The following is a 24,537-nucleotide window of genomic DNA, read 5'->3' as shown; positions in this document are numbered from 1 at the left end:
TCGCCTACCAGTTCGTGTAAATCAGGCTGTTCACCAGCAGCGCGCCAATAACATTGACCGCCAACCAGAATCGATGTGACTGCGTCGGAAGCAGCGCGGGGGCCGCAGTCAACCAGACGGTGAATGGCAGCCAGATCCGTTCCGTCTCGGCCTTGCTGAGCATGCTCAAGTCGGCGCAGACGATCGCTACCAGCACCGCCAGCATGAGCAGATGTATGCCGGATCGTCGACGGATCGCAGTCCCGTCGAAGACCCGACCCAGCCCGGCGATGCTGCCCAAGCCCGTCGCGCAGGCCGCCGCAGCCAGATTGGCCCAACTCCAATATTCGAAGGGCCGGTCGCTGGCAAGACCCTGCCAATAGCGTTGCTGGACAAGGGTATAGCCGTCGAACCACCAGAAGCCGGCGGCGGCGAACACCACGACCACCGCCACCCCCGCCAGCACGGCTGGCCCCAACGCCCGCACCGCGGGCCGCCAATCGTTCGCGCACACCAGGACCGCCAGCGCCGGTAGCGCCATCAACGTCAACCCGTAGTTGAGGAAGATGGCCCAGCCGAGCAGCAGGCCCGACGCGGCCGCCACCAGGCGGGGGCGTCGCACCTCACGGTGCACCGCCACGGCCAGCAGCGCGATGCCCCAAGCCGCCACCCCGGCGAAGTACCCGTCCGCAGAGACAGCGATCCAGATCGCGGTCGGCGCCACCGCGACGAATGGCGCGGCTCGGCGCGCGGTTGCCTCGTCGTCGACTGCCCGCAGCCCGATCAAGATGGCTGCCGCCGCGCTGGAGCCGACCAAAAGACAGAACACGCCGGCCCACGCGCCGCCGCTCAAGCCGATGCGGTCCAGCCAGACGAACGTCAGCAGCGCGCCTGGTGGGTGACCCGAGACATGCGTGGTCCACGAATGTGGTTGGAAATCAAGGATGCGGTTGGAAAAGGTGCGCACCGCCCGCGGGATATCGGTGATGCCCGGAACTTCGTGCAAGTACTCGTCTCTGGTGGTCAGTCGGCCGGCGAAGCCGCGTCGCCAGCCGTCGATCATCGCCAGCGAAAACGCCCATGCGCAGGCGGTCGCCCAGGTCACCCACGTCAGGAGCCGCCAGCGCAGTCGCTGCGCGATTCCCGGTCCCCAGATCACCGCGGCCAGTCCGATCAGAATGGCCGGGACGGTGCCCCAGCCGACATGGGCCTCGAACCAACCGAAGAGGGGCGCGGCGCCGGCATGCGAGCCGAAGCGATCGGGAGCCGAATGACGCCGCGACACAATCCCCAAATGCAGCCGCGGCAACACGAATGCGGCCGCAACCAGGACGAACCCGATTGCGGCCGCGGCTGCCTCCCTACGACCGATCCTCACCACCGGTCAGCCTATTGGTATGGCGTCGCACGACAGTCAGACATTTACGCCGGTGAGGCTTCTTGACGACGCGCTGTGGGACGCTTGAGGGCATCTGCAACAGACGAGCAGAGGGGTGCCCATGCCAATTGATCCACCGGACTGGTCCGGCGCTGACCGAGGTAACCCGCCACTGATGCCGCCGCCCGTTTACCAGCCGAGACTTGATGCGCAACCCGGATACGGTTGGAATTCACCGGACATGCGCCCGCCGGCCTACCCGCAGCCGTATCCAGCGGTCGGTAAGCGCGCACCGAGAAAGTACTGGAATGCCATCGGTACGGGGCTGATCGTCCTAGGTGTTGTATTCGGCGTTGGCGCGGCCGTCAAGTTCATCGATATCGTGGGCAAGCAGCCGCGCAGCGAACACACCTTCGGCAGTGGCGAATCCACCACCCTGCACATCGATGCGGGCGGCACAAACGTAGTCTTCATCGCCAACGCCGACACAGGCGCGCGGCATCGAGTCCATTGCGACGTAACGCCGGGAGTCGGCGTCGCGATGACGAACTACAACGGAGACCTGACCCTGAATCAGTGGAAGGCATACTTTACGATCACAGCCAGCCAACCCGGCGACTACACGGTCAGCTGCACAGGTTCTTCGTCCGATACGTTCGGCGTGGGCGGAGACCTTCATATGAGTGAGTTTGTCGGCGCCTTCCTCGCTGGTCTCGGTGGCCTAGCCCTAATGTCGGTCGGGGTTTTGACTTTGGTGTTGACTGCAGTGCTTCGCCGGCGGCGGGCACGACACTAGTTGCGGGGCGTACATGATTTGCAGACGATCAGAAATTTGCGGTCGCCTTTGGGATGCGGTGCCAACGATTGACCACCAGCGATTAGGCCAGTGCGCCAAGCAACCACACAACGACATGTCGCGCGGGAATGGTGATGAGACCGTATGAGTGAGTTCAGGGACGCAGTAGCCGCTGCGGTGGAGGGTACCCCGTACACCGTCGTCGACACCAAGAAGGGTTTCGACGTACGGCTCGATATTGCCAACGCCCAGTGGTGGGGCTTATACAACCGGGCTGGGTTGCGCAAGAGCTTCCGGTGGCGAGTCACCGAACGCAAGTCCTCTTTCACCATCACCGATCGGCAGGTCGACGTGAAATGGCGGGCCGGAGTCCCCGCACTTGGGGCTTCGATGGAAGTGCAAGGGGGTCGGATATTTTCGTTTTCCCGTGAAAAGATTTGGGCGCTGTCGGACCGGGGACGAATCGAGCCGGTCGTGGACTACCGGTTCAACTCCAGAGAGGGTCGGGACCTGATCCGCTTGGTGGCGCGACAGTTGGGACTCAAGGAACGCCAGCCGTTCATGCTCAAGCTCACGCTCGCGGTCATACTGGTCACACCGCTTTTCTTCGCAGTCTACGGCCTAGTGCAACTCATTCTCCGGATAGCCGGTGTGCATCCTTGATATCAAGCACGAGTTAAGCTGCGCATCAAAGGAACCGACGACCGCCCCCGGACAAACAGGAAGTCCAATCGGTATTTGTACGTCGGCTAACTTGCCGCAGAGAGTTGCTCGCCGACTTGCCAGTCCCAGGTGGCGTCGTTGGGAGATGTCGCCTTGGTTATCCGGATCGTCACGTGGAAGCGTTTGCCATCTTGGGCGAGGACGCATTGTTCCGTGGCACCCAGTTTGATGGGGAGGTCTCCGGGGCAAGTGATGACGATAGGTCCACCACCGGATTGTTCGCGGATCTGCTGGGCGGTGATCTGTTCGAGGTCACCCTTTGGAACGGCCGCTTGCGATTGACTTGACGTGGTCGTAGCGGTATGGCTCGAGGTAGTGGTGCCTGTGCCGACCGAGACGTGGCAGGCGCTTAGCGGGAATGCCGACATACCTAAGGCGGCGAGGAGTGCCGTGCAGCGCATTGGTGAAAGCAACGTCGTCCCTTCTCTGTGGTGAAAAGCGATTCTCCGGCAATTCACTGATGTGGCGAGATGCTGGTCACGAACTGGCTGAATTCGGGCCCAGCTTGATCGAAGACATCGGCCGGACAAGTCATCACCAATTGCAGCACAGCGACAGCATCCGGGTCCTCAACGGCAGGGAACGCATTGATGATCTGAATCTGCTTGAGTGTCACGGTGGATTCGCCGGCAGGATATTCGATCTGCAGCAGTTGGGCAGCTTCTGTTGCCGAGTCGGCCGGCATAACGTCATGCTTGAGAACTGTCACAGGGTATCGGGATTTGAGCTTAGCCAGGTGCTCGGCCGCGAGCGTGGCGACATCGACCCGACCGCCATAGTTTCCGGAGACGCTGATCACGAAGTTGGTAACGACTGGGTCGGAGGCGTTGCGTTCGCGCACTGCGACGCAGGTGCCTTGTGGCTGGCCGCTCGATTCCGGTGGCACCAGCGCCCAACCTTCCGGCAGCTCGAACGATATAGAGAACGGAAGTTCGAGTCTCATTCCACAAAGCCCCACTCCCGCATTCCCTGCCGATCTCGATTCATATGGCCACCAGATCAGTTCCTCGTATGCACGCGCTAGCTGTGCCTACTCAATGAAAGAGACCACTCAACCACTTGCCTGCATTTTCTACCCCACGGACGACAGCGTTGGGATCGACGGCGATGTGGGGAGAGATTTTTCCGCCGAGGCCCCAGGCCGCTCCGAATGTGCCGCCGAGAACGAACTTGCCATCCTGCATGCCGAAGTCGAAGTGTCCGGACCCTCCCGCGCCTAATTGGCCGGCGCCTCCCAGACTCAGATCCACAGGTCCCAGGTTGTAGTGGGCCGTGGCTCCCAGTTCGGCTCCAATAAACGCGTCGCCGCCCAGCGATACGCCGTGATCGGTGATGGTGGCGTCTGCGCCAGCGTGCGCGCCGACTTCGCCGTCCGCGGATAGTGTGAGGCCCGTTCCGCGTCACCGTGTGGCTCGATATGCGTCTTACTGCCTTTGCCCCACGACTTGGAGCCGCTGTGCTTCTTGTCCTCCTTATCCCCATCTTCGTCCTGCTTTTTCCCAGGCGACTGTTTGAAGTCGGCTTCCTGGATAGCTGCCTTCGGGCCGGACGCGTTCCAATCCTGAGGAATCATGCCGTGGAGAGTGGCCGCGCCGGTGTGCAACTTGGCGTCGATCGCAGACTGCTCGGCGGGTAATGCTCCGGCGCGCATGGCGATGTAGCTCTGGTGCTGTTCAGCCTGGGCTTGGCGCTCCCGATAGAGGTCCATCTCGTCGGTGGTATAGGTGCGCTGATCGGTGACCGTCAAGTCGTCGCTGACCGCAAAGTCGTCGTGTTCGGCGTCAGCGATCGCGTCCAATGCACGTGATTGCGCACCCTGGAGGTTTTGTGCGCCGCGGCTGGCCACACTCGCCATGTCGCGCAGGTGATCCGCGGCTTGATAGACCACACCTCGGTCTGCGTAGGCCGAAGCCTGGGCAGCATCTGCGGCATCTCCTTCCCATTCGGTGCCCCCTGGCGCTGACATTTGCTGGGCATAGGTATCAACCGCGCTCTCGAATTGCCCAGCCGCTGTCCGCCAGGACACCGCGGACGCGGACAACCCATTGATGACATGCGTAAAGCCGTCGATTTGCGACCGCGTAGGCACACCCGAGGCGCCGACGGGCTCAGCAGGCAACGCGCTCATATCGTAGTGCTGATGTTCGTCGAGGCGTCATCGTCTGTCCGCGTGTATGCGTCGGCCACCGCTTGCGTCGACTTTCCGCGATGGCCAACGCGACGAGCAAAAGCATGGGTGAATGCCTGCACTGCCTCCGAGACGCTGGCCGCACCGGCACCGGCTTGCTCAGCGCCCGCAGCCTGACCACCGATGCTCATAACGTGTGCGCTCAGTCCGTTTAAAGCAGTCGAGCCGGCCAGCAACCCGTCTGGGTTGGCGGAAAGGGACTCTGCCATGGCGACTCCCGTCAGGTCGAGGTAGTGGTAGCTATCAAATTGTAAGCCACTCGTTTGCAGCTCTCCCGCACTTGATTTGTCCACCGGAAACCCTCGGATGTTGCCTGGGTGATGTTCGAGGCGCGAAGTACCCGAATTCTTGCTTTGCTCGCGGGCGCACGTAATCGATGACAATGTTTCGTTAGCCGCCGAACTGGCGCACCAACGCTTGCCGGTCCACTTTGCCGATGCCGCGCATCGGCAGCGCCTCGACGATGTGCAGTTCGCGCGGCGCCGCCGTGACGTCTAGTGTGCCCGCGAGGTGCGCCCGCAACGCGTCCAATGTCGGTGCCGCGCAATCGTTAGCGACCACCACGGCCGCGACTACCCGCTGACCCAGCCTATCGTCGGCAACCCCGAACACCGCACAGTCAGCGACTGCAGGATGCGTGCGCAGCGCTGCCTCCACCGGCTGCGGCAGCACGGTCAGCCCGCCGGTGCTGATCGCCTCGTCGGCCCGGCCCAGCACCGTGAGTACACCCGAATCATCAAGCACGCCAATGTCTTCCGTCCGAAACCAACCCGGTTCCGCGAACGGATCGGGGTCGACGGGATTGCGGTAGCCCTTCGCCAGCGTCGCGCCTCCGATCACGATGCGCCCGTCGGCGTCGACTCGGACCTGCACCCCCGCCAAAGGCACACCGTCGTAGACGCAGCCCCCGGCGGTCTCGCTCATCCCATAGGTGCGAACCACCGAAATACCGGCTCTGACAGCCGCATCCAGCACCGGGCGCGGTGCAGGCCCACCGCCGATCAACACGGCATCCAACGACGCCAGCGCCTCGGCTGCTGCAGAATCCATCAGCGCCTTCGCCAACTGCGCGGCCACCAACGACGCATATCGCCGACCCGACCCCAAACGCCTTACCTCAGCAGGTAATCCAGCCACGTCGAAGCCCGACGACACGTCCATCTCCACCGGAACCGTCCCGGCCACCACGCTGCGCACCACCACCTGCACACCCGCGATGTGATACGGCGGCAATGCCAGCAGCCAGCGGCCGGGCCCGCCCAGCCGATCGTGGGTGGCCGACGCGCTGGCCGTCAGCGCGTCGGCCGTCAGCAGCGCACCCTTCGGCGGCCCTGTGGTGCCCGACGTCGTCGCCACCAGCGCGACGTCGTCGTCGATGAAATCGCCAATCCCCAACGGCGGCAACGCCGAAGCCGCGCCCGACAAAGGCACAAAAGCCGGATCACGGCCGGACAGAACACCTTCCAGCGCGGGCATCAGCGTGCGCACCGCGGCGCCTGGCGGGATGGCGAGTGCACGCAGGACGGCTATTCGCGTTCCTCACCCTCGCGGACGTCGTCCAACGGCCAGCCCTTGGCGGCCAAGCGGGCCCGCACCCGCTCAATGTCTTCCGGGGACGGCAGCTCATCGGTGAACTGCGTGATCACCACGCCGATGTCGATTTTGTCGAACTCGCCGCGCTCCATCAATTCGCGCGCCACCGCTTTGACCTCGTCGTTGGTCAGCCGTCGGGACAACAGCGCAAGCAGCGGAATGTAATCGGTCTGCGGAACCCCGTCGGGATACCCCGCACGCAACCACGCGACGATCGAGTTGAGAAATCTGTTCACACTGCGTCAACTTCCCGGCTTGGGCCTCCGTCACGCATCAAGTAGCCAACAGATTCGATGCTACGTGGATTTGGCGCCGAGGATGAACCAGCCGGTGTGGTAGGCGATGAAGTCACGAGCAATGAACAGCACACCGAGCACAACCGCGCCCAGCACCAGTGCGAAGATCGCCCAGCTGAGCGCGGTCACTGCCGGGCGCTTTCGGGTAACGGCGTCGCCGCTGATCCCGGCGCCGACGGCGCCCAGACGCACCCCGACTGCAAACAGCGCGGGCAGCGCAGCGCCGACTAGGAGGCCGAACACCAGGATCTTCAGTGTGGCAGCGTAGTTGAACCAGGTAGTCATGACGCGTTGATGCTCCGAGCGGGAACGACTTCGGTTGCCGGATGGGACCCATTGACTTGCGGGACATGCCCGTTGGTCGATTCCAAACCGGCCGTCAGGTTGCCGGCCCATTCCTTGTTGACGTTGGTGTGGTCGATTCGCACCTTGCGCGACTGCAGCCAAATGGCCAGGGCCGCTGCGGAGAGCAGTGTGAAGCCGACGATCACGCCGAGGTATCCGCCGATGCCGTGCACCAGCAGATAGGTGAGGCCTCCGACGATGCCGGCCGACGGCAGCGTCACGGCCCACGCGGTCGCCATCCGGCCGGCCACGCCCCAGCGCACCTCCGCGCCGGGTTTGCCGACCCCGCTGCCCAGCACGGACCCGGTCACCACCTGGGTGGTCGACAACGCATAACCGAAGTGTGCGGACAGCAAGATGATTGCAGCAGAAGACGTTTCGGCCGACATGCCCTGCGGGGGCTTGACTTCGACCAGCCCCTTGCCCAGGGTGCGGATGATCCTCCAGCCGCCGAAATAGGTTCCCGCCGCCATCGCCACCGCGCAGCACACGATCACCCACAGCGGCGGCAGGGTAGCGCTCCGGCTGACGGCGCCGTAGGACATCAGCGCCAGGAAGATGACGCCCATGGTCTTCTGCGCGTCGTTGGTGCCGTGGGCCAGCGACACCAGGCCGGCCGAGAAGATCTGGCCGCGGCGGAAGTTTTGGTCGGTGCGCTTTTCCGGGACCCCGCGGGTGATTCGGTACACCAGCCAGGTGCCGACCGCTCCCACTGCGGTGGCCAGTGTTGCGGCCACCACCGCCGGGATCACCACGCGCGACACCACGCCGGTCCAGATCACCCCGTGGCCGCCGACCGCGGCAATCATCGCGCCGACGATGCCGCCGATCAGGGCGTGCGAGGAGCTTGACGGGATACCGAGGAGCCAGGTGAGCAGGTTCCACACGATCCCGCCGACCAGACCGGCAAACACCAGTTCCAGCGTCACCAGTTGAGCGTCCACCAGACCTTTGGCGATCGTCGCGGCGACGGCGGTGGACAGGAAGGCCCCGACCAGGTTCAGCACCGCGGACAGTGTCACCGCTGCTTTCGGGGAGAGCGCGCCGCTGGCGATGGAGGTGGCCATGGCGTTGCCGGTGTCGTGGAACCCGTTGGTGAAATCGAACGCGAGTGCCGTGATCACGACGATGATCAAGAGGAACAACTCAAGGTTCACGGGGCCAATTCTGGGTCTAGGTTCCGGCGGTGTCTAACGATCGGTGATGCGAAACGCGGGTGGATTTCGACTCGTCGCCTGATGTTACCTTTCAGTTAACCTTCGGCAGTGCGCCGTTCACCACGGGTGTCCCGCCGCAGCGGGTGCTCCGGCGGTATCTGCACGAAAATCAGGGTCACGCCGTCGGGATCGGTGACATGCATCTCATGCAGTCCCCAGGGTTCGCGGCGGGCCTCCCGGGTGATCGGCACACCCCGGCCCTCCAGTTCGGCCTGGGTGGCGCGGACGTCGCGCACCTGCAGCCAGAGCGCCCCCGGAAACGGGCCGGCGGGATGCTCGGGCGCGCCGTGGCCGGCCAGTTCGATCAGCGACTGTCCGGCGTAAAACACTGTGCCAGCGCCATATTCGCGGGCGATGGCCAGTCCGATCTGGTCCCGGTAGAACGAAAGCGACTGCTCATAGTCCGCCGGCCGGAACAGCATCCGGCTGGCCAGGATTTCCATGGCTCGTGTCTATCACGAGCTCGGCTGAATTGCCCGGCTCCTCCTCATCGCGCTGCGCGCTCTGCATCGTCGCCGGGCGGTTGGATGCGCTGACGCTTCATCAGCGCGGTCGCCCAGCCCGGGCCGACGGTGTCCAGCGCCTTGGCGGCGACGGCCATGCGCGGCGCGATCCGCACGGGCCGGCTGCGCGCGGCGGTGATCATCCAGTCGGCGGCCTCGCGCGGCGTCAACGCCGGCATGCCCTCGTAGGCCTTGGTCGGCGCGATCATCGGGGTGGCCACCAGCGGGTAGTACAGCGTGGTCGAGTGCACACCCTTTGTGCCCCATTCGGTTTCGATCACCCGACTGACCGCCGACAGCGCAGCCTTGGATGCGTTGTACACGGAGAACAGCGGTGAAGCCTCGCTGAACACGCCCCAGGTCGCGACGTTGATGATGTGCCCGTCGCCGCGCTCGAGCATGCCGGGCGCGATGCCGCGGATCAGCCGCAGCGGCGAATAGTAGTTGAGCACCATCGTCCGCTCGACGTCATGCCAGCGTTCCAGCGATTCGGCAAGCGGCCGGCGGATGGAGCGGCCGGCGTTGTTGATCAGGATGTCCACCCCGCCCAGCCGCTGTTCGACGTCGGCGACCAGGGCGTCGACGGCATCCATGTCGGACAGGTCGCAGGGGATGGCCAGCGCGGTGCCGCCCTGGGCGTGGATGCGGTCCACCACCGCATTGAGCAGGTCTTCCCGGCGGGCGACGGCGACGACGGTGGCGCCCCGGCGGGCGAACTTTTCCGCGGCGCTCTCGCCGATGCCCGACGACGCGCCGGTCAAAAGGATCCGCTTGCCGTCGAGGTCGACGGGTTTGGCCGACGGGTCGTAGAGCCGCAGTTGCGGCGCGATGGGTGGCCGCATCCCGGCCAGCGCGATGGCCTCGGTAAGCCGTCGAAGCGGACTTTTACTCACACGTCGGGAGTCTAGGGGCAGGCCATCGTCAGAAATACCGCGGGAACCGGCTCCAGTCGGGTGGCCTCTTCTCCAGGAAGGCATCGCGGCCCTCGACGGCCTCGTCGGTCATGTACGCCAGCCGGGTGGCTTCGCCGGCGAATAGCTGCTGGCCCACCAGCCCGTCGTCGAGCAGGTTGAACGCGTACTTCAACATCCGTTGCGCCTGAGGCGATTTCGCGTTGATCTCGGCGGCCCACTGCACCCCGGTGGATTCCAACTCGGCGTGGTCGACGACGGCGTTGACCGCGCCCATCGCGTGCATCTGCTCGGCGGTGTACTCGCGGCCCAGAAAGAAGATCTCCCGGGCGAACTTCTGGCCCACCTGACGAGCCAGATAGGCGGAGCCGTAGCCGCCGTCGAAGCTGCCGACGTCGGCGTCGGTCTGCTTGAACCGGGCGTGCTGGCGGCTGGCCAGCGTCAGGTCGCACACCACGTGCAGGCTGTGCCCGCCGCCGGCCGCCCACCCGGAGACCAGGCAGATGACGACCTTGGGCATGAACCGGATCAGCCGCTGCACCTCGAGGATGTGCAGTCGCCCGGCGCGCGCCGCGTCAACGGTGTCGGCGGTCTCGCCGGAGGCGTACTGGTAGCCGCTGCGGCCGCGGATGCGCTGATCGCCGCCGGAGCAGAACGCCCACCCGCCGTCGCGCGGGGAGGGCCCGTTACCGGTCAGCAGTATCACCCCGATGTCGGGCGACATCCGGGCGTGATCCAGCGCGCGGTAGAGCTCGTCGACCGTGTGCGGGCGAAAAGCGTTGCGCACCTCGGGCCGATTGAACGCGACACGCACTGTGGCATCGGTGACGTGGCGGTGGTAGGTGATATCCGTCAGCTCGGCGAACCCGTCCACCGGTCGCCACGTGTCGGCGTCAAAAGGATTGTCGCTCAAGGCTCTTGGACTCCCTCCAGGCGGAACACCGGGCATATTCCGGCCAGCTTCTCGAATTCCTCCGGCGGCCGTCGGTGACCCGCTCGGAGCGGCGGCTTGACCGGTGCACTGCCCATAGGCAGCGACGTTACCTGTGGACGGGCTGCGGTGAACTGACGGCATCCAGACGCGCGACGGCGTCGGCGCTCAGGGTGACGGAAGCTGCGCCGAGGTTCTCCTCGAGATGCCGGATCGACCGTGTTCCCGGAATCAGCAACGTGTTCGGCGCATGAGCCAGCAGCCACGCCAGGCCAACCTGGGCGCCGGTGACGCCGAGTTCGCCGGCGATCTCGGCGACCACCGCGTCATCGGTGACCTTGGGGAAACCCGGAAGCGCCGAGCCAAGCGGGAAGTACGGCACCCAGGCGATGCCCTCGGCGACGCACAACTCGAGCGTGGCCTCTTGCGAGCGGTCCAGCAGGCTGTAGGGGTTCTGCACGCACACGATCCCCGCGGGCAGCGCCCGCTGCACGACGTCCACCGGCACGGCGCTGATGCCGATGGCGCCGATCTTGCCTTCGTCGCGCAGCGCGATCATCTCGGCGAGTTGGTCGTCGACGTCGACGATTTGGTCACCTTCGGGTTCCAGGCCGGGCCCTAGGTCCATGCGTCGCAGATTGACCACCGGTACGCACTCGAGGCCGAGTTGGCGCAGGTCGTCTTCGACCGCGGCGCGTAGTTCGGCGGGCCGTTGCGCGGCGGCCAGGGGTATGGGGTCTTCGCCGGTCCATCGCGCGCCGACTTTGCTCACGATGACGAGGTCGTCAGGGTAGGGAGCCAGGGCCTGGCGGATCCGGCGGTTCACTTCACCGGGGCCATAGAACGAGGCGGTGTCGATGTGGTTGACGCCGAGTTCGACCGCGCGCCGCAGCACGGCGGCCGCGTCGTCGACGGTCACGGACTCGAACAGTTGCATGGCGCCGTAGCCGACGCGGGCGACCGGCCGTCCGCCGATCGTGCCGATACCACCGGGCTGCGGTTGATCTGTCATGGTGCTCCCGTCACACTGGAGAAAGGCGGAGGACCCTCCGCTTGGTTGAGCATACCAGAAACGGAGGATCCTCCGCTTTGGGCTGTAAGCCGACTCGAGCCGACGCGCGCCGGAACCGCGAAAAGCTCCTCGAGGTGGCAACTGCCGCCTTTGCGACCGCCGAAGGGCGAGCGGTATCGCTGGAGGCGATCGCGCGTGAGGCCGGCGTCGGGATCGGCACGCTCTACCGTCATTTCCCCAGCCGGGAGGCCCTCGTCGAGGCGATCTACCGTGCCGAGCTTGCCGAAGTGGCGGCGACGGCCGACCAGCTGCTCAAGCGGCATCCGCCCAAGACCGCACTGCGACGCTGGATGGACCGCTACGCCAGCTTCGTGGCGGCCAAGCGCGGCATGGCCGAGTCGCTGCACGCGATGTTCGACTCCGGCGCCTTGCAGCCCAGCCAGACGCGCGACAGCATTGTCGGGGCCGTCGACCTGCTGCTGCGGGCTGGCGCCGACGACGGGAGCCTGCGCTCCGACGTGCAGGCCGAGGATGTGGTGTCCAGCCTGATCGGGATCTTTCTGGCCAGCGGTTCGCCGGAGCAGACCGGCCGTCTGCTCGACCTATTGGTGGCCGGCGTGGCGGTGAGCCGTTAGCCGACGGCTCGCTCAGCGCCCTCCCAGAACTGGGCACGCACCGCCTTCTTGTCCGGCTTGCCCAGCCCGGTCACCGGTAGCGAGTCGACGACCACCACCCGCTTGGGCGCCTGCACGGAACCCTTGCGGTCCTTGACCGCGGCTTGGATCTCCGCGGTCATGCGATCGATCGCCGCCTCGTCGCGCGGGGCGTCCGAGCGCAGGACCACGACGGCGGTGACGGCCTCGCCCCACTTCTCGTCGGGCGCCCCGACCACGCACACCTGCGCGACGGCCGGATGCTCGGCGACCACGTCCTCCACCTCGCGGGGAAACACGTTGAAGCCGCCGGTGACGATCATGTCCTTGACCCGGTCGACGATGTAGTAGTAGCCGTCCTCGTCTTCGCGGGCCATGTCGCCAGTGTGCAACCAGCCGTCCCGGAACGTTTCGGCGGTGGCGTCGGGCAGATTCCAGTAGCCGCCCGCCAAAAGCGGTCCGCTGACGCAGATTTCGCCCACCTCGCCCTGCGGCACCGGTTTGCCGTCGAGGTCCAGCAGCGCGACCCGCGCGAACAGCGTCGGGCGCCCACACGACGTCAGCCGCTTCTCGTCGTGATCCTTCTTGCCGAGGTAGGTGATGGCCATCGGCGCCTCGGACTGCCCGTAGTTCTGGGCGAAGATCTGGCCGAACCGGCGGATCGCCTCCGCCAGTCGCACCGGGTTGATCGCCGACGCCCCGTAATAGACCGTCTCCAGCGACGACAGATCCCGGGTGTGCGAATCCGGGTGGTCCATCAGCGCATACAGCATCGACGGCACCACAAACGTCGCCGTAATCCGCTTCTCCTCAATAGTTTTCAGGACTTCGGCGGGGTCGAACTTGGGCAGCACGTACATTTCGCCGCCCTTGATCAACGTCGGCAGGAAATACGCCGCGCCGGCGTGTGACAGCGGAGTGATCATCAAAAACCGTGGCTGCTCGGGCCATTCCCACTCCGCCAGCTGGATCATCGTCATGGTCGAGATCGACTGCGCGGTGCCGATCACGCCCTTGGGCTTTCCCGTCGTGCCGCCGGTGTAGGTCAAGCCGATGATCTGGTCCGGCGGCAGGTCGGCGGCCACCAACGGCTGCGGTGCGTATTTGGCGGCCTCCGCCGACAGGTCGACGCCCACATCTTTCAACGCATCGGGCACCGGGCCGATCGTCAGGATCTGCTTGAGCGAGTCCACCCGCTCCAACAGCCCCAGCGCGCGCTCGACGAACATCGGGTTGGGGTCGATGATCAGCGAGCTGATCCCGGCATCGGAGAGCACATAGGCGTGGTCGTCGAGCGACCCCAGCGGATGCAGCGCGGTGCGGCGATACCCCTGGGTCTGGCCGGCGCCGATGATCATCAGCACCTCGGGCCGGTTCAACGACAGCAACCCGACCGCCGCCCCGGTCCCGGCGCCCAGCGCCTCGAAGGCCTGGATGTACTGGCTGATCCGGTCGGCCAGCTGACCGCCGGTCAGCGTGGTGTCGCCGAGGAACAGCACCGGCTTGTCGCGGTGGCGCTTGAGCGCGCCGACCAGGAGGTGTCCGTTATGGGTGGGATTGCGCAGCAGCTCGTCACTCATGCGCTCAAGACTAGAACGTGTTACAGAAATAGCCGAGCCCCTCCCGAAAATCGGCTATTTTGCCAGCTCCTCCCTCTAGTGCTCGCCTCCTCCTCAGGCCGTTCCGGCCTGCATCGTCGCCGAGCGGCGCCACTGGATTTCCTTCTGGACGTACTCGTTGTCCTGCGGGAAGTCCTCGACCTCCTGGATCCGACGGACTTCGAGCGTCACGCCGGGGCCCAGCGGGCAGCGGGTCGCCCAGTCGACCGCTTCTTCCTTCGACGCCACCCCGATGATCCAGAACCCGTTGAACAGCTCGCCGGGATACGGTTCGTCCGAGACATTCGGCGGCGTCGAGCTGAAGTCGACGACGAAGCCTTCCTCCTGCGCGGCCAGTCCCTCGCCGGCCAGCAGCACGCCCGCTTCGATCAGCGACTCGTTGTAGCGGCCCATCGCGGTCAGGATCTCGTCGAACGGGACGTCCTTGGCGGCTTCCTGCGCCTCGGGGGTGGATCGCACGATCATCATGTAGCGCATCGCTAACTCCTCTCGGGGGAACGTTTCATCCACGACTGACTCGCAGAACCGCCATTTCTCATCGCCGGATCACTAATCTGCACGCATGACCGATGCTGATGTCGTCATCACCGGCACCGTGCTGACCGTCGACGACGCGCGGCCCACCGCCGAGGCGCTTGCCGTTAGCGATGGCCGGATCGTCGCCGTCGGAACCCGCGCAGATGTCGGCAACCTCGTCGGCGCCCAGACCCAGACGATCGACATCGGTGACGGCTGCCTCATGCCGGGATTCGTTGAGGCACACGGTCATCCGCTGATGGAGGCCGTCGCGCTGTCGGACCGGATCGTCGACATCAGGCCGGTTACCATGCGCAGCGCCGACGACGTCGTCGACGCGATCCGCCGCGAAGCCGCGAAACGCGGACCGGCCGGCGCCTACCTCAACGGCTGGGACCCGTTGCTGCAAAGCGGACTTCCGGAGCCCACGCTGAGCTGGCTCGACGACATCGCGCCGGACGGCCCGCTGGTGATCCTGCACAACTCCGGGCACAAGGCGTATTTCAACTCGCAGGCCGCCCGCGGCGCCGGCCTGACCCGCGATACCCCCGATCCCAAGGGCACCCGATACGGCCGTGCCGCCGACGGCGAACTCGACGGCACCGCCGAGGAAACCGGCGCCGTGTTCCCGCTCGTCGGCCCGGCGATCCAGCCCGGCGACTATCCGGCCATGCTGCTCGCCGAGTGCGCCCGGCTCAATCGCGCCGGGCTCACCACCTGCTCGGAGATGGCCTTCGACCCGGCGTTTCGGCCACTGGTCGAGCAGCTGCGCGACGCGCTGACCGTGCGGCTGCGCACCTACGAAATCTCCAACCCGCGAATGCACACCGACGCCAAACCCGGAGACGGCGACGACATCCTGCGCCAGGTTGGCATCAAGATCTGGGTGGACGGCTCGCCGTGGATCGGCAACATCGATCTGTCGTTTCCATATCTCGACACCGCCGCCACCCGCACCATCGGCGTCGAGCCGGGGTCCTGCGGACACGCCAACTACACCCGCGAACAGCTGACCGAAATCGTCGACGCCTACTTTCCGCTGGGCTGGCCGATGGCCTGCCACGTGCAGGGCGACGCCGGCATCGACACCATCCTCGACGTCTACGAGCAAGCGCTGCAACGCAATCCGCGCGACGACCATCGGCTGCGGCTCGAACACGTCGGCGCCATCCGCAATGACCAGCTCCAACGAGCCGCCGCGCTCGGCGTCACCTGCAGCATCTTCGTCGACCAGATCCACTACTGGGGCGACGTTATTGTGGACGGGCTGTTCGGGCCGGAGCGCGGATCCCGTTGGATGCCGGCAGGATCCGCAGTGGCTACGGGTATGCGCATCTCGCTGCACAACGATCCGCCGGTCACGCCCGAGGAGCCGTTGCGCAACATCAGCGTGGCAGTCACCCGGACCGCGCCGAGCGGTCGTGTGCTGGCGCCCGAGGAGCGATTGACCGTCGAGCAGGCCATCCGCGCCCAGACCATCGACGCCGCGTGGCAGCTGTTCGCCGACGACGTGATCGGCTCGCTGGAGGTCGGCAAGTACGCCGACATGGTGGTGCTGTCGGCGGATCCGCGCACGGTGCCGCCCGAGGAGATCGCCGATCTCGGTGTGCGTGCAACGTTTTTGGCGGGCCGGCAGGTGTACGGCGAGTGACGCCGCCGCTCGACGACATCCTGGACCGGCTGCACGTCGTCGCGCTGCCGATGCGGATGCGGTTCCGCGGCATCACCACCCGTGAGCTGGCATTGATCGACGGCCCCGCCGGCTGGGGCGAGTTCGGCGCCTTCCTCGAATACGACGACGCAGAGGCGGCCCACTGGCTGGCGTCGGGCCTCGAATCCGCTTACACCACACCGCCACCCGCGAGGCGTGACCTCATTCCGGTCAACGCCACCGTCCCCGCCGTGCCCGCCGCGCAGGTGCCCGACGTCCTGGCGCGCTTCCCGAGCGCCCGTACCGCGAAGGTCAAAGTCGCAGAACCCGGGCAGACGCTTGACGACGACATCGCGCGCGTCGAGGCCGTGCGTGCGCTGGTTCCGACCGTGCGGGTCGACGCGAACGGCGGCTGGACCGTCGCGGAAGCTGTCGAGGCCGCTCAGGTGCTCGGGCCGTTGGAGTACATCGAGCAGCCTTGCAAGACAATTGAAGAGCTCGCCGAACTCAGGCGCCGCGTCGACGTGCCCGTCGCCGCCGACGAAAGCATTCGCAAAGCCAGCGACCCCCTAAAGGTCGTCCGCGCGAAGGCCGCCGACATCGCGGTGCTCAAAGTTGCTCCGCTGGGCGGTATTTCGGCACTGCTGGACATCGCCGAACAGATCGATATCCCGGTGGTGATCTCCAGCGCGCTGGATTCGGCGGTCGGGATCGGTGTCGGATTGCTCGCCGCAGCCGCACTGCCGGACCTCAAGCATGCCTGCGGGCTGGGCACCGGCGGGCTGTTCGTCGAGGACGTTGCCGAACCGATAACGCCAGACGACGGCTATCTTCCGGTCGCGCCACGAACACCCGACCCCGCCCGGCTGCAAGCATTGGCCGCCCCGCCGAAGCGGCGCCAGTGGTGGATCGACCGGGTCAAGGCCTGCTACCGGCATGTGGGGTAGCCGGCTACTCTAGGCCGCTCCGCTGCGTCTCCACCACACTGCGCGAATGACCGGATTTCGCGTGGGCATCATGGACCCGATCGTCGCCGCTCGCCCGGCGGCCGACACCTTCACCCGAGCCAGCTACCTCGGCGCGCTGGCCAGCCGGGTCGACTCGTTCTGGGTGCCCGACCATTTGAACGCGCTGTTCCCGCGGAGCCTGTGGCAGCCGAAGTACGCCGGCATAGCGAAAATCATGCCGTCCGCGGATGCCTTCCTCGAACCGTGGACCATGCTGGGGCATATCGCCGCGCGCAATCGCATCGGCCGGATGCGGTTGGGCGTCGGCGTGACCGATACCGGGCGGCGCAATCCGGCGGTCACCGCCCAGGCCGCCGCCACGTTGCATCTGCTCACCCGCGGCCGGGCCATCTTGGGCATCGGCACCGGCGAGCGGGAGGGCAACGAACCCTATGGCGTCGACTGGTCGAAGCCGGTCGCCCGGTTCGAAGAGGCGATGGCCACGATCCGGGCGTTGTGGGACTCGAATGGTGAACTCGTCAACCGCGATTCGCCATATTTCCCGCTGCGCAACGCACTTTTCGACCTGCCGCCGTATCGCGGCAAGTGGCCGCAGATTTGGGTCGCCGCACACGGACCCCGCATGTTGCGCGCCGCCGGCCGTTATGCCGACGGCTTCTTTCCGGGTTTTCCGCATTCACCGCAGGAGTACGCACGCCGCTTGGATGTCGTGCGCGCAACGGCCTCCGACGCGGGGCGCGACCCGGCATCGATCGTTCCGGCAATGTGGATGTTCGTCGTCGCCGGCCGGACTACCGCGGAGGTGGACGAGGCCCTGGAGTCCGAAGTGATCAAGGCAGTTGGACTCAATGCTTCCGACGAGTTCTTCGCCCAGCATGATGCGCAACACCCACTGGGAGTCGGCTTCACGGGCGCGCAGGATCTGCTACCCCATGACTGGGATGAGCAGACGGCGCTGTCTTACATCAAAGCCATTCCAGCGGAACTGCTGCGGGACATGCTTCTGGTCGGCACACCCGAGGAAGTCATCGACCGGGCGGCCGAGTGGCGCGATCACGGAGTTCGCTATCTGGTGCTGGCCAACATCACGATGATGCAGCGCAGCCTGCGCAATGGCCTGGCCGCCACCGGGTCGTTCTTCAAGATCGTCCGGGGACTCAAGAAGCTCTAGGATCATGTCCTGATCTGTGCGGTACGTGTCGTAGACGCCATGGCGTCGTATCCCCGACACTGACAGCTATGACCCGCACCGTGGTGTTTTTCAGCTTCTCCGGGATGCAGACACTGGACCTGGTGGGGCCGCTGGAGGTGTTCGCGACGGCGACGCTGCTGCTGGCGGCCGAAGGCCGCGACGGCTATCAGCCGGTGGTTGTGTCGGTCGATGGTCAACCGGTGACCACGAGCTCCGGACTGACGCTTGCAACCATCGAAGTGCCCGACCCCGCCCAGCCGGTCGACACCGTGATGCTGCCTGGCGGCGCCGGCGTCCACAAGGCCCGCGCCAACCCGCAGGTCGTCGCGTGGATCCGAGCCGTGGCCGCCAAAAGCCGGCGGGTGGCCAGCGTATGCACCGGCGCATTTCTGGCCGCGCAAGCGGGGCTGCTCGACGGGTGTGTCGCCACCACGCACTGGGGATCCGCCGACCGGCTCCAGCGCGAATTCCCAAACGTCACAGTCGATCCCGACCCGATCTTCCTGCGCAGTTCGGACAAGGTGTGGACGGCCGCGGGCGTCACCGCCGGCATCGACCTGGCGCTGTCGCTGGTCGAAGACGACCACGGCACCGACGTCGCGCAGACCGTGGCCCGCTGGCTGGTGCTCTATTTGCGCCGACCCGGCGGCCAGACGCAGTTCGCCGCCCCGGTGTGGATGCCGCGCGCCAAACGCGAACCGATCCGCGACGTCCAGGACGCCATCGAATCGGACCCGGCCAATGCGCACAGCATCACCGAGCTGGCCCGCCGGGCCGGGATGAGCCCGCGGCATTTCACGCGTGTGTTCACCGACGAAGTCGGCGAGCCGCCCGGCGCTTACGTCGAACGGATTCGCATCGACGCGGCGCGCCGCCAGCTGGAGGAAACCGACGACACCGTCGTCGCGATCGCCGCCCGGTGTGGCTTCGGAACCTCGGAAACCATGCGGCGCAACTTCGTTCGGCGCATCGGCATCTCGCCCGACCAGTACCGCAAGACCTTCGCCTAAAGGAGAAATCATGCAGATCGCCATCGTCGTGTATCCCGGCTTCACCGCACTCGACTTCATCGGTCCTTACGAGGTGCTGCGCTGGCTGCCGAAAGCCGAGGTGCGCTTCGTCTGGCACGAGCCCGGCCCGATCACCGCGGATTCTGGTGTGCTGCTTGTCGGCGCGACTCATTCGTTCGACGAAACACCTTCGCCCGACGTGATTTTGGTGCCAGGAGGGATGACATCCGTCGAGCATGCCCGCGACCAGAAGCTGCTGGACTGGGTGCGCCGAGCCCACGAGACGGCGACGTGGACGACGTCGGTCTGCTCCGGTTCGGTGATCCTGGCCGCCGCCGGGCTGCTGAACGGCAAGCGCGCGACCTCGCACTGGATGGCGCTCAGCGCGCTGAAAACGTTGGGCGCCAACCCAGTTGGCGACCAACGCATCGTGCAAGCCGGCGACATCGTCACCTGCGCCGGCGTGTCGGCCGGTATCGACCTAGGGTTGTGGCTGGCCGCTCAGATCGGCGGAGAAAACCGCGCCAAGGCGATCCAGCTTTCCATGGAGTACGACCCGCAACCACCGTTCGACTCCGGTCACATGTCGAAGGCATCGGCGACGACGAAGGCCGCCGCCACCGCGCTGATGGCCCGAGACCTGGTGAAACCGGCTCAGCTCAAGGCCGCGACGCTGCTGGCCTGGGAGCAAGCGCTGCATACAGTACGTTCCCGCCGCGAAAGGTTTACCCGCTCCGTAAGCTGACAGCGTGCTGCGACTCGGTATCAAAGCGGCCTCCGCCTGGGCAGTAAGCATGATCGTCGCCGGCTGTGTTTCCACCGTCGGCGGAACGGCGGTGCCCGCCGGCGGCCATGGCCCCGGGACTACGCCGGCCAAGCCCGCAGTGACCGCCGCGGATCTGCCCAAACTGCTGGCCACCGTCGACGAAGTCAAAGACGTCATGAAGTCGCCCGACGTCGTCACCCAACAGACCTGGAACAAGCCCGACGACAGCACCGACACCAAGGTCGACCCCGTCGAGTGCATCAGCGCCGCGTTCGGCGGTGAGGCAGTGTCCTACAACGGCAGCGGCTTCACGGCGATTTACATTGTGCGGCAGGCAGATCCCAAGGGCCTCCCGGATGTCGACGAGGGGGTGGCGGCGTTCGAGAACCCGGCGGCCGCTGCGAGCTTTGTGTCGAAATCGGTCGCACAGTGGCGCCAGTGTGCGGGCAAACAGCTCATCTGGACGTGGCCCGACGGCAGCACCGTGCCATGGACAGTCGGTGACCCCACCGAGTCCGGCGGGATGACCACCATCCGCAACACCGCCGTTCTCCACCAGGATCTCGGCCTGGTGCGAACCCTGGCGGCCAAGTCCAACATCGTCGTCGACCTCCAGGTCCTCGCGTTGAACCTGGGCGACGAGCCCACCGTGATCGCCAAGCGGATCCTGGACCGCATCCCGGGCTGACCCGCGTCGCGTCGCGTCCCGTAGGTTCTCGCAGGTGATCAACCTTGCTTATGACGACCGCGGGACCGGTGAGCCCGTCGTTTTCATTTCCGGCAGTGGTGGTGCCGGGCGCGGCTGGCATTTGCACCAGGTCCCGGCTTTTCTTTCCGCTGGATATCGGACCATCACCTTCGACAACCGAGGGATCGGCGCCACCGAGAACGCATCGGGTTTCACGACGAAAACCATGGTCGCCGACACCGCGGGGCTGATCGAAGGCCTGGGCGCCGCGCCCGCGCGCATCGTCGCCGCGTCGATGGGCGCGTTCATCGCCCAAGAGCTGATGGTCGCGCACCCGCATCTGGTCAGCAAAGCCGTGCTGATGGCCACCCGTGGCCGGCTGGACCGGGCCCGGCAGTTCTTCCACACCGCCGAGGCCGACCTCGCCGCCTCGGAGACCCGGCTGCCGGCTGCCTATGACGCGAAAGTCCGTCTGCTGGAAAGCTTTTCACCCAAGACTTTGAACGACGACGCTGCGGTCGCCGAGTGGATCGACATCTTCACCATGTGGCCCAACAAGATGACCCCGGGGTTGCGCTGCCAGCTCGACGTCTCGCCGCAAAACAATCGGTTGCCGGCGTATCAGGCCATCACCGCGTCGGTGCTGGTGATCGGTTTCGCCGACGACCTAGTGACCCCGCCGCACCTTAGCCGTGAGGTGGCCGACGCCATACCCAATGGCCGCTACCTGCAGATCGCCGACGCCGGGCATCTCGGGTTCCTCGAGCGCCCCGACGCGGTGAACGCCGCGATCCTGCAGTTCTTCGCCGGCATGGCGGCCTGAGGCCACACGACTACGCTTTAGCTGTGAATCCCTCGACGGCACAGGCCCGCGTCGTCGTCGACGAACTGATCCGCGGCGGTGTCCGCGACGTGGTGCTGTGCCCGGGCTCGCGCAACGCGCCGCTGGCTTTCGCACTGTCCGACGCCGACCGGGCGGGGCGGCTGCGGCTGCATGTGCGCATCGACGAGCGCACCGCCGGCTACCTGGCCATCGGTCTGGCGGTCGGTGCTCAGGCGCCGGTATGCGTGGCGATGACGTCGGGCACCGCGGTGGCCAACCTCGGCCCGGCGGTGGTGGAGGCCAACTACGCGCGGGTGCCGCTGATCGTGCTGAGCGCCAACCGGCCCTACGAGCTGCTCGGCACCGGTGCTAACCAGACCATGGAGCAGCTGGGCTACTTCGGCACGCAGGTGCGCGCCGCCATCAGCCTGGGCCTGGCCGAGGACGCGCCCGAGCGGATGGACGCCCTCAACGCGACCTGGCGGTCGGCCACGTGCCGCGTGCTGGTGGCCGCCACCGGTGCCCGCACCGCCAACGCCGGCCCGGTGCAGTTCGACATCCCGCTGCGCGAACCGCTGGTGCCCGACCCCGAATCCGCGCCCACCCCGCCCGGCCGCCCGAACGGCAAACCGTGGACGTACACCCCGCCGGTCAGCTTCGACCAGCCGCTCGACATCGACCTGAGCCTCGACACCGTCGTCATCGCGGGCCACGGCGCCGGCGCCCATCCCAACCTGGCCGGGTTGCCGACTGTCGCCGAGCCGACCGCGCCGGCGCCGGCCAACCCACTGCACCCGCTGGCGCTGCGGCTGCTGCACCCGCAGCAGGTGATCATGCTGGGCCGCCCCACCCTGCACCGGCCGGTGTCGGCGCTACTGGCAGACCCATCCGTGCCGGTTTACGCGCTGACCACCGGCCCGCGCTGGCCCGACGTGTCCGGCAACTCGCAAGCCACCGGCACCCGCGCGGTCACTACCGGCGAGCCCAGCCCGGCCTGGCTGCGCCGCTGCGCCGAGCTCAACCGGCACGCGGTCGACGCGGTGCGCGGGCAGCTCGCAGCGCACCCGCTGACCACTGGGTTGCACGTCGCGGCGGCGGTCGCCGACGCGCTGCGGCCCGGCGACCAGCTGGTGCTCGGCGCCTCCAACCCGGTGCGTGACGCGGCGCTGGTCGGGCTCGACAGCCACGGCATCGCGGTGCGCTCCAACCGCGGCGTCGCCGGCATCGACGGCACGGTGTCCACCGCGGTCGGCGCCGCGCTGGCGCACCAGGGCCGCACGGTCGCGCTGATCGGCGACCTGACCTTCGTGCACGACAGCTCCGGGCTCCTGATCGGCCCCACGGAGCCGACGCCGCGACAGCTGACCATCGTGGTGTCCAACGACAACGGCGGCGGCATCTTCGAACTGCTCGAGCAGGGTGACCCGCGGTTCTCCGACGTGTCGTCGCGGGTCTTCGGCACCCCGCACGACGTCGACGTCGGCGCGCTGTGCCGCGCTTACCACGTGGATTCTCGCCAAATCGAGGTCGGTGAGCTGAGCGAGGCGCTCGACGAGCCTGCCGGCGGTATGCGGGTGCTGGAGGTCAAGGCCGACCGGTCCTCGCTGCGCCAGCTGCATGCGGCCATCAAGGCCGCGTTGTGAATCGCCTGAAAGCCTTGGCGCGCATTCTGATTCACGGCCGGGCCGACGAGCTTCCCGACACCCCGGCGCGACGGATCCTGCGTTGGACGCGGATCGGGGTGCTGATCGCCGCCGGTCTGGTGACGTTGCAGTCGGTGCTGTTGGTGGCCGGCGCCTGGCGCAACGACCTGTCGATCCAGAACAACATGGGGGTCGCGCAGGCTGAGGTGCTCAGCGCGGGGCCGCGACGCTCGACGATCGAGTTCGTCACGCCCGACCGGGTCACCTACCGTCCAGAGCTCGGCGTGCTCTACCCGTCCGAATTGGCCACGGGGATGCGGATTTACGTCGAATACGACAAGAAAAACCCGAACCTGGTCCGCGTGCAGCACCGCACCGCCAAGCTGGCGATCATCCCAGCCGGTTCCATCATGGTGGTCGGCTGGCTGGTCGCCGGCGCCGCGCTGGCCGGCCTGGCGTTACTGGAAAAGCGGGCGGGCCGTCACGCGAGCAGCTTGCCAAGCCACTCCGAGTCCTGAGTGTCCACAACGGTTTTTGTGTTGAGATCGTAAACCGTTGGGGTGCCCGGGTTTTCCGGGTTGTCCTGCACCAAGCGGGCACGGTTGGCGTCGTTCATCGCGGCCGGGTCGACGACGTAGTCGCCGGCCGCGATCTTCTCGGCCACGGCGTCTGGCACCCCGCTTTCGCGGGCCATCGCCGCGATCTCGTTGTTGTCCGGCCGGGTTTGATGACGATACAGGTCTTGCACAAACGCCTGATACGCCGTCGGCGACGTCGCCGGGTCGGCGGCCAAAAACAGCGCATTGCTGATCCGGGCGGACACATCGGTGTGCTTGCGGTCGTCGAGGAAGGTCAGCGGCCGATACGTCACCGCCAGCCGGCCGTCGCCGATGTTGCGCGCGATTGCGTCGCCGTCGGTCGACTCCAACTCGGCGACATGCGGGCACTGCGGTTCGATGAAGATCTCCAACTGCACTGGGGCGCCGGCGGACCCGACGAGGACGCCGTTGCCGTCGCTGCTGCGCGGTACGTCGGCGTGAGCTGCCGCCGTCCCGAATGCGATCCAGCTCACAGTGATTGCCAATGCCCCCAGCCAGGACCGCATTTTCCAACCCCTTTGCAGCAGATTTCGCACG

29 protein-coding genes are annotated in these 24,537 nt (G+C 66.5%); 12 read left to right on the top strand and 17 right to left on the bottom strand.

What is annotated here, in order from left to right; translation table 11 throughout:
• Positions 1-4 precede the first annotated feature (4 nt).
• Complete coding sequence (locus G6N47_RS04055; RefSeq protein ID WP_083130530.1) at positions 5-1,357, bottom strand: hypothetical protein; 1,353 nt, start codon at positions 1,355-1,357, stop codon at positions 5-7.
• 121 nt (positions 1,358-1,478) lie between these two features.
• On the opposite strand from G6N47_RS04055, the gene G6N47_RS04050 reads away from it, so the two are divergent.
• A complete protein-coding gene (locus G6N47_RS04050) occupies positions 1,479-2,153 on the top strand; it encodes a hypothetical protein (protein ID WP_139799341.1) in 675 nt (224 codons plus the stop codon).
• A 144-nt stretch (positions 2,154-2,297) separates the two neighbouring features.
• A complete protein-coding gene (locus tag G6N47_RS04045) occupies positions 2,298-2,816 on the top strand; it encodes a hypothetical protein (RefSeq protein ID WP_139799340.1) in 519 nt (172 codons plus the stop codon).
• Between the two features lie 86 nt (positions 2,817-2,902).
• On the opposite strand, the gene G6N47_RS30270 is transcribed toward G6N47_RS04045, so the two are convergent.
• From G6N47_RS30270 to G6N47_RS03980, 13 genes are all read right to left on the bottom strand, one after another.
• The gene (locus tag G6N47_RS30270) at positions 2,903-3,244 is read right to left on the bottom strand and encodes a DUF4333 domain-containing protein (protein ID WP_372517516.1); all 342 of its coding nucleotides are present in this window, start codon (positions 3,242-3,244) and stop codon (positions 2,903-2,905) included.
• Between the two features lie 86 nt (positions 3,245-3,330).
• Positions 3,331-3,819 (bottom strand): hypothetical protein, encoded by a 489-nt coding sequence (locus G6N47_RS04035; RefSeq protein ID WP_083130290.1) that lies wholly within the window; start codon positions 3,817-3,819, stop codon positions 3,331-3,333.
• Positions 3,820-3,910: 91 nt separating this feature from the next.
• Entirely contained in the window at positions 3,911-4,126 is a 216-nt protein-coding gene (locus G6N47_RS04030) for a hypothetical protein (protein ID WP_139799339.1), read from the bottom strand.
• Positions 4,117-4,722, bottom strand: a complete 606-nt coding sequence (locus G6N47_RS04025) for a hypothetical protein (RefSeq protein ID WP_139799338.1) — start codon at positions 4,720-4,722, stop codon at positions 4,117-4,119. Before G6N47_RS04025 ends, G6N47_RS04030 begins: the two co-directional genes overlap by 10 nt.
• 278 nt (positions 4,723-5,000) lie before the next feature.
• Positions 5,001-5,357, bottom strand: a complete 357-nt coding sequence (locus tag G6N47_RS04020; protein ID WP_139799337.1) for a hypothetical protein — start codon at positions 5,355-5,357, stop codon at positions 5,001-5,003.
• 97 nt (positions 5,358-5,454) lie between these two features.
• Complete coding sequence (gene menE, locus G6N47_RS04015) at positions 5,455-6,540, bottom strand: o-succinylbenzoate--CoA ligase (RefSeq protein WP_211281493.1); 1,086 nt, start codon at positions 6,538-6,540, stop codon at positions 5,455-5,457.
• 50 nt (positions 6,541-6,590) lie between these two features.
• Positions 6,591-6,893, bottom strand: a complete 303-nt coding sequence (locus G6N47_RS04010; protein WP_083130286.1) for a DUF3349 domain-containing protein — start codon at positions 6,891-6,893, stop codon at positions 6,591-6,593.
• A gap of 60 nt (positions 6,894-6,953) precedes the next feature.
• Entirely contained in the window at positions 6,954-7,238 is a 285-nt protein-coding gene (locus G6N47_RS04005; protein ID WP_083130285.1) for a hypothetical protein, read from the bottom strand.
• The gene (locus G6N47_RS04000; RefSeq protein WP_083130284.1) at positions 7,235-8,455 is read right to left on the bottom strand and encodes an inorganic phosphate transporter; all 1,221 of its coding nucleotides are present in this window, start codon (positions 8,453-8,455) and stop codon (positions 7,235-7,237) included. Before G6N47_RS04000 ends, G6N47_RS04005 begins: the two co-directional genes overlap by 4 nt.
• Positions 8,456-8,550: 95 nt before the next feature.
• Positions 8,551-8,958 (bottom strand): VOC family protein, encoded by a 408-nt coding sequence (locus G6N47_RS03995; RefSeq protein ID WP_083130283.1) that lies wholly within the window; start codon positions 8,956-8,958, stop codon positions 8,551-8,553.
• A gap of 44 nt (positions 8,959-9,002) precedes the next feature.
• Positions 9,003-9,911 carry an SDR family oxidoreductase gene (locus G6N47_RS03990; protein WP_083130282.1) on the bottom strand — a complete coding sequence of 303 codons (909 nt, stop codon included), beginning with the start codon at positions 9,909-9,911 and terminating at the stop codon, positions 9,003-9,005.
• 28 nt (positions 9,912-9,939) lie between these two features.
• Positions 9,940-10,842, bottom strand: a complete 903-nt coding sequence (locus G6N47_RS03985) for a 1,4-dihydroxy-2-naphthoyl-CoA synthase (protein ID WP_083130281.1) — start codon at positions 10,840-10,842, stop codon at positions 9,940-9,942.
• Positions 10,843-10,969: 127 nt separating this feature from the next.
• The gene (locus G6N47_RS03980) at positions 10,970-11,872 is read right to left on the bottom strand and encodes an aldo/keto reductase (RefSeq protein WP_083130280.1); all 903 of its coding nucleotides are present in this window, start codon (positions 11,870-11,872) and stop codon (positions 10,970-10,972) included.
• A gap of 77 nt (positions 11,873-11,949) precedes the next feature.
• On the opposite strand from G6N47_RS03980, the gene G6N47_RS03975 reads away from it, so the two are divergent.
• Positions 11,950-12,507 carry a TetR/AcrR family transcriptional regulator gene (locus tag G6N47_RS03975; RefSeq protein ID WP_083130279.1) on the top strand — a complete coding sequence of 186 codons (558 nt, stop codon included), beginning with the start codon at positions 11,950-11,952 and terminating at the stop codon, positions 12,505-12,507.
• Here the strand turns inward: G6N47_RS03975 and fadD8 are convergent.
• Both fadD8 and G6N47_RS03965 read right to left on the bottom strand, forming a co-directional pair.
• Positions 12,504-14,105, bottom strand: coding sequence for a fatty-acid--CoA ligase FadD8 (gene fadD8 / locus G6N47_RS03970; protein WP_083130278.1), 1,602 nt, complete (start codon positions 14,103-14,105; stop codon positions 12,504-12,506). The genes G6N47_RS03975 and fadD8 overlap by 4 nt on opposite strands.
• Before the next feature lie 93 nt (positions 14,106-14,198).
• Positions 14,199-14,621 (bottom strand): YciI family protein, encoded by a 423-nt coding sequence (locus tag G6N47_RS03965; protein WP_083130277.1) that lies wholly within the window; start codon positions 14,619-14,621, stop codon positions 14,199-14,201.
• Between the two features lie 85 nt (positions 14,622-14,706).
• Here G6N47_RS03965 and G6N47_RS03960 point away from each other — a divergent pair, with 85 nt between their 5' ends.
• From G6N47_RS03960 to G6N47_RS03920, 9 genes are all read left to right on the top strand, one after another.
• Positions 14,707-16,311, top strand: a complete 1,605-nt coding sequence (locus tag G6N47_RS03960; RefSeq protein WP_083130276.1) for an amidohydrolase — start codon at positions 14,707-14,709, stop codon at positions 16,309-16,311.
• Positions 16,308-17,258 (top strand): o-succinylbenzoate synthase, encoded by a 951-nt coding sequence (locus G6N47_RS03955; RefSeq protein ID WP_083130275.1) that lies wholly within the window; start codon positions 16,308-16,310, stop codon positions 17,256-17,258. The genes G6N47_RS03960 and G6N47_RS03955 overlap by 4 nt, the downstream gene beginning before the upstream one ends.
• A 46-nt stretch (positions 17,259-17,304) precedes the next feature.
• Positions 17,305-18,450 carry an LLM class flavin-dependent oxidoreductase gene (locus tag G6N47_RS03950; protein ID WP_083130274.1) on the top strand — a complete coding sequence of 382 codons (1,146 nt, stop codon included), beginning with the start codon at positions 17,305-17,307 and terminating at the stop codon, positions 18,448-18,450.
• Positions 18,451-18,518: 68 nt separating this feature from the next.
• Positions 18,519-19,481: a GlxA family transcriptional regulator gene (locus G6N47_RS03945; RefSeq protein WP_083130273.1), complete on the top strand. Its 963-nt coding sequence runs from the start codon at positions 18,519-18,521 to the stop codon at positions 19,479-19,481.
• Between the two features lie 7 nt (positions 19,482-19,488).
• Complete coding sequence (locus G6N47_RS03940; protein WP_083130529.1) at positions 19,489-20,226, top strand: DJ-1/PfpI family protein; 738 nt, start codon at positions 19,489-19,491, stop codon at positions 20,224-20,226.
• 4 nt (positions 20,227-20,230) lie between these two features.
• Complete coding sequence (locus G6N47_RS03935; RefSeq protein WP_139799335.1) at positions 20,231-20,935, top strand: sensor domain-containing protein; 705 nt, start codon at positions 20,231-20,233, stop codon at positions 20,933-20,935.
• 34 nt (positions 20,936-20,969) lie between these two features.
• Positions 20,970-21,758: an alpha/beta fold hydrolase gene (locus G6N47_RS03930; RefSeq protein ID WP_083130271.1), complete on the top strand. Its 789-nt coding sequence runs from the start codon at positions 20,970-20,972 to the stop codon at positions 21,756-21,758.
• A gap of 23 nt (positions 21,759-21,781) precedes the next feature.
• Positions 21,782-23,401, top strand: a complete 1,620-nt coding sequence (menD, locus tag G6N47_RS03925; RefSeq protein WP_083130270.1) for a 2-succinyl-5-enolpyruvyl-6-hydroxy-3-cyclohexene-1-carboxylic-acid synthase — start codon at positions 21,782-21,784, stop codon at positions 23,399-23,401.
• Entirely contained in the window at positions 23,398-23,919 is a 522-nt protein-coding gene (locus G6N47_RS03920) for a DUF3592 domain-containing protein (protein ID WP_083130269.1), read from the top strand. The genes menD and G6N47_RS03920 overlap by 4 nt, the downstream gene beginning before the upstream one ends.
• Here G6N47_RS03920 and G6N47_RS03915 read toward each other — a convergent pair.
• Positions 23,883-24,506 (bottom strand): thioredoxin domain-containing protein, encoded by a 624-nt coding sequence (locus G6N47_RS03915; protein WP_083130268.1) that lies wholly within the window; start codon positions 24,504-24,506, stop codon positions 23,883-23,885. The two genes, G6N47_RS03920 and G6N47_RS03915, sit on opposite strands and share 37 nt — an antisense overlap.
• Between the last annotated feature and the right edge of the window lie 31 nt (positions 24,507-24,537).

Origin of the sequence: Mycobacterium branderi, from assembly GCF_010728725.1 — a bacterium.
Lineage (GTDB): Bacteria > Actinomycetota > Actinomycetes > Mycobacteriales > Mycobacteriaceae > Mycobacterium > Mycobacterium branderi.
Note: the sequence above shows the minus strand (reverse complement) of the source record. Positions and strands in the feature narration are given on the sequence as shown.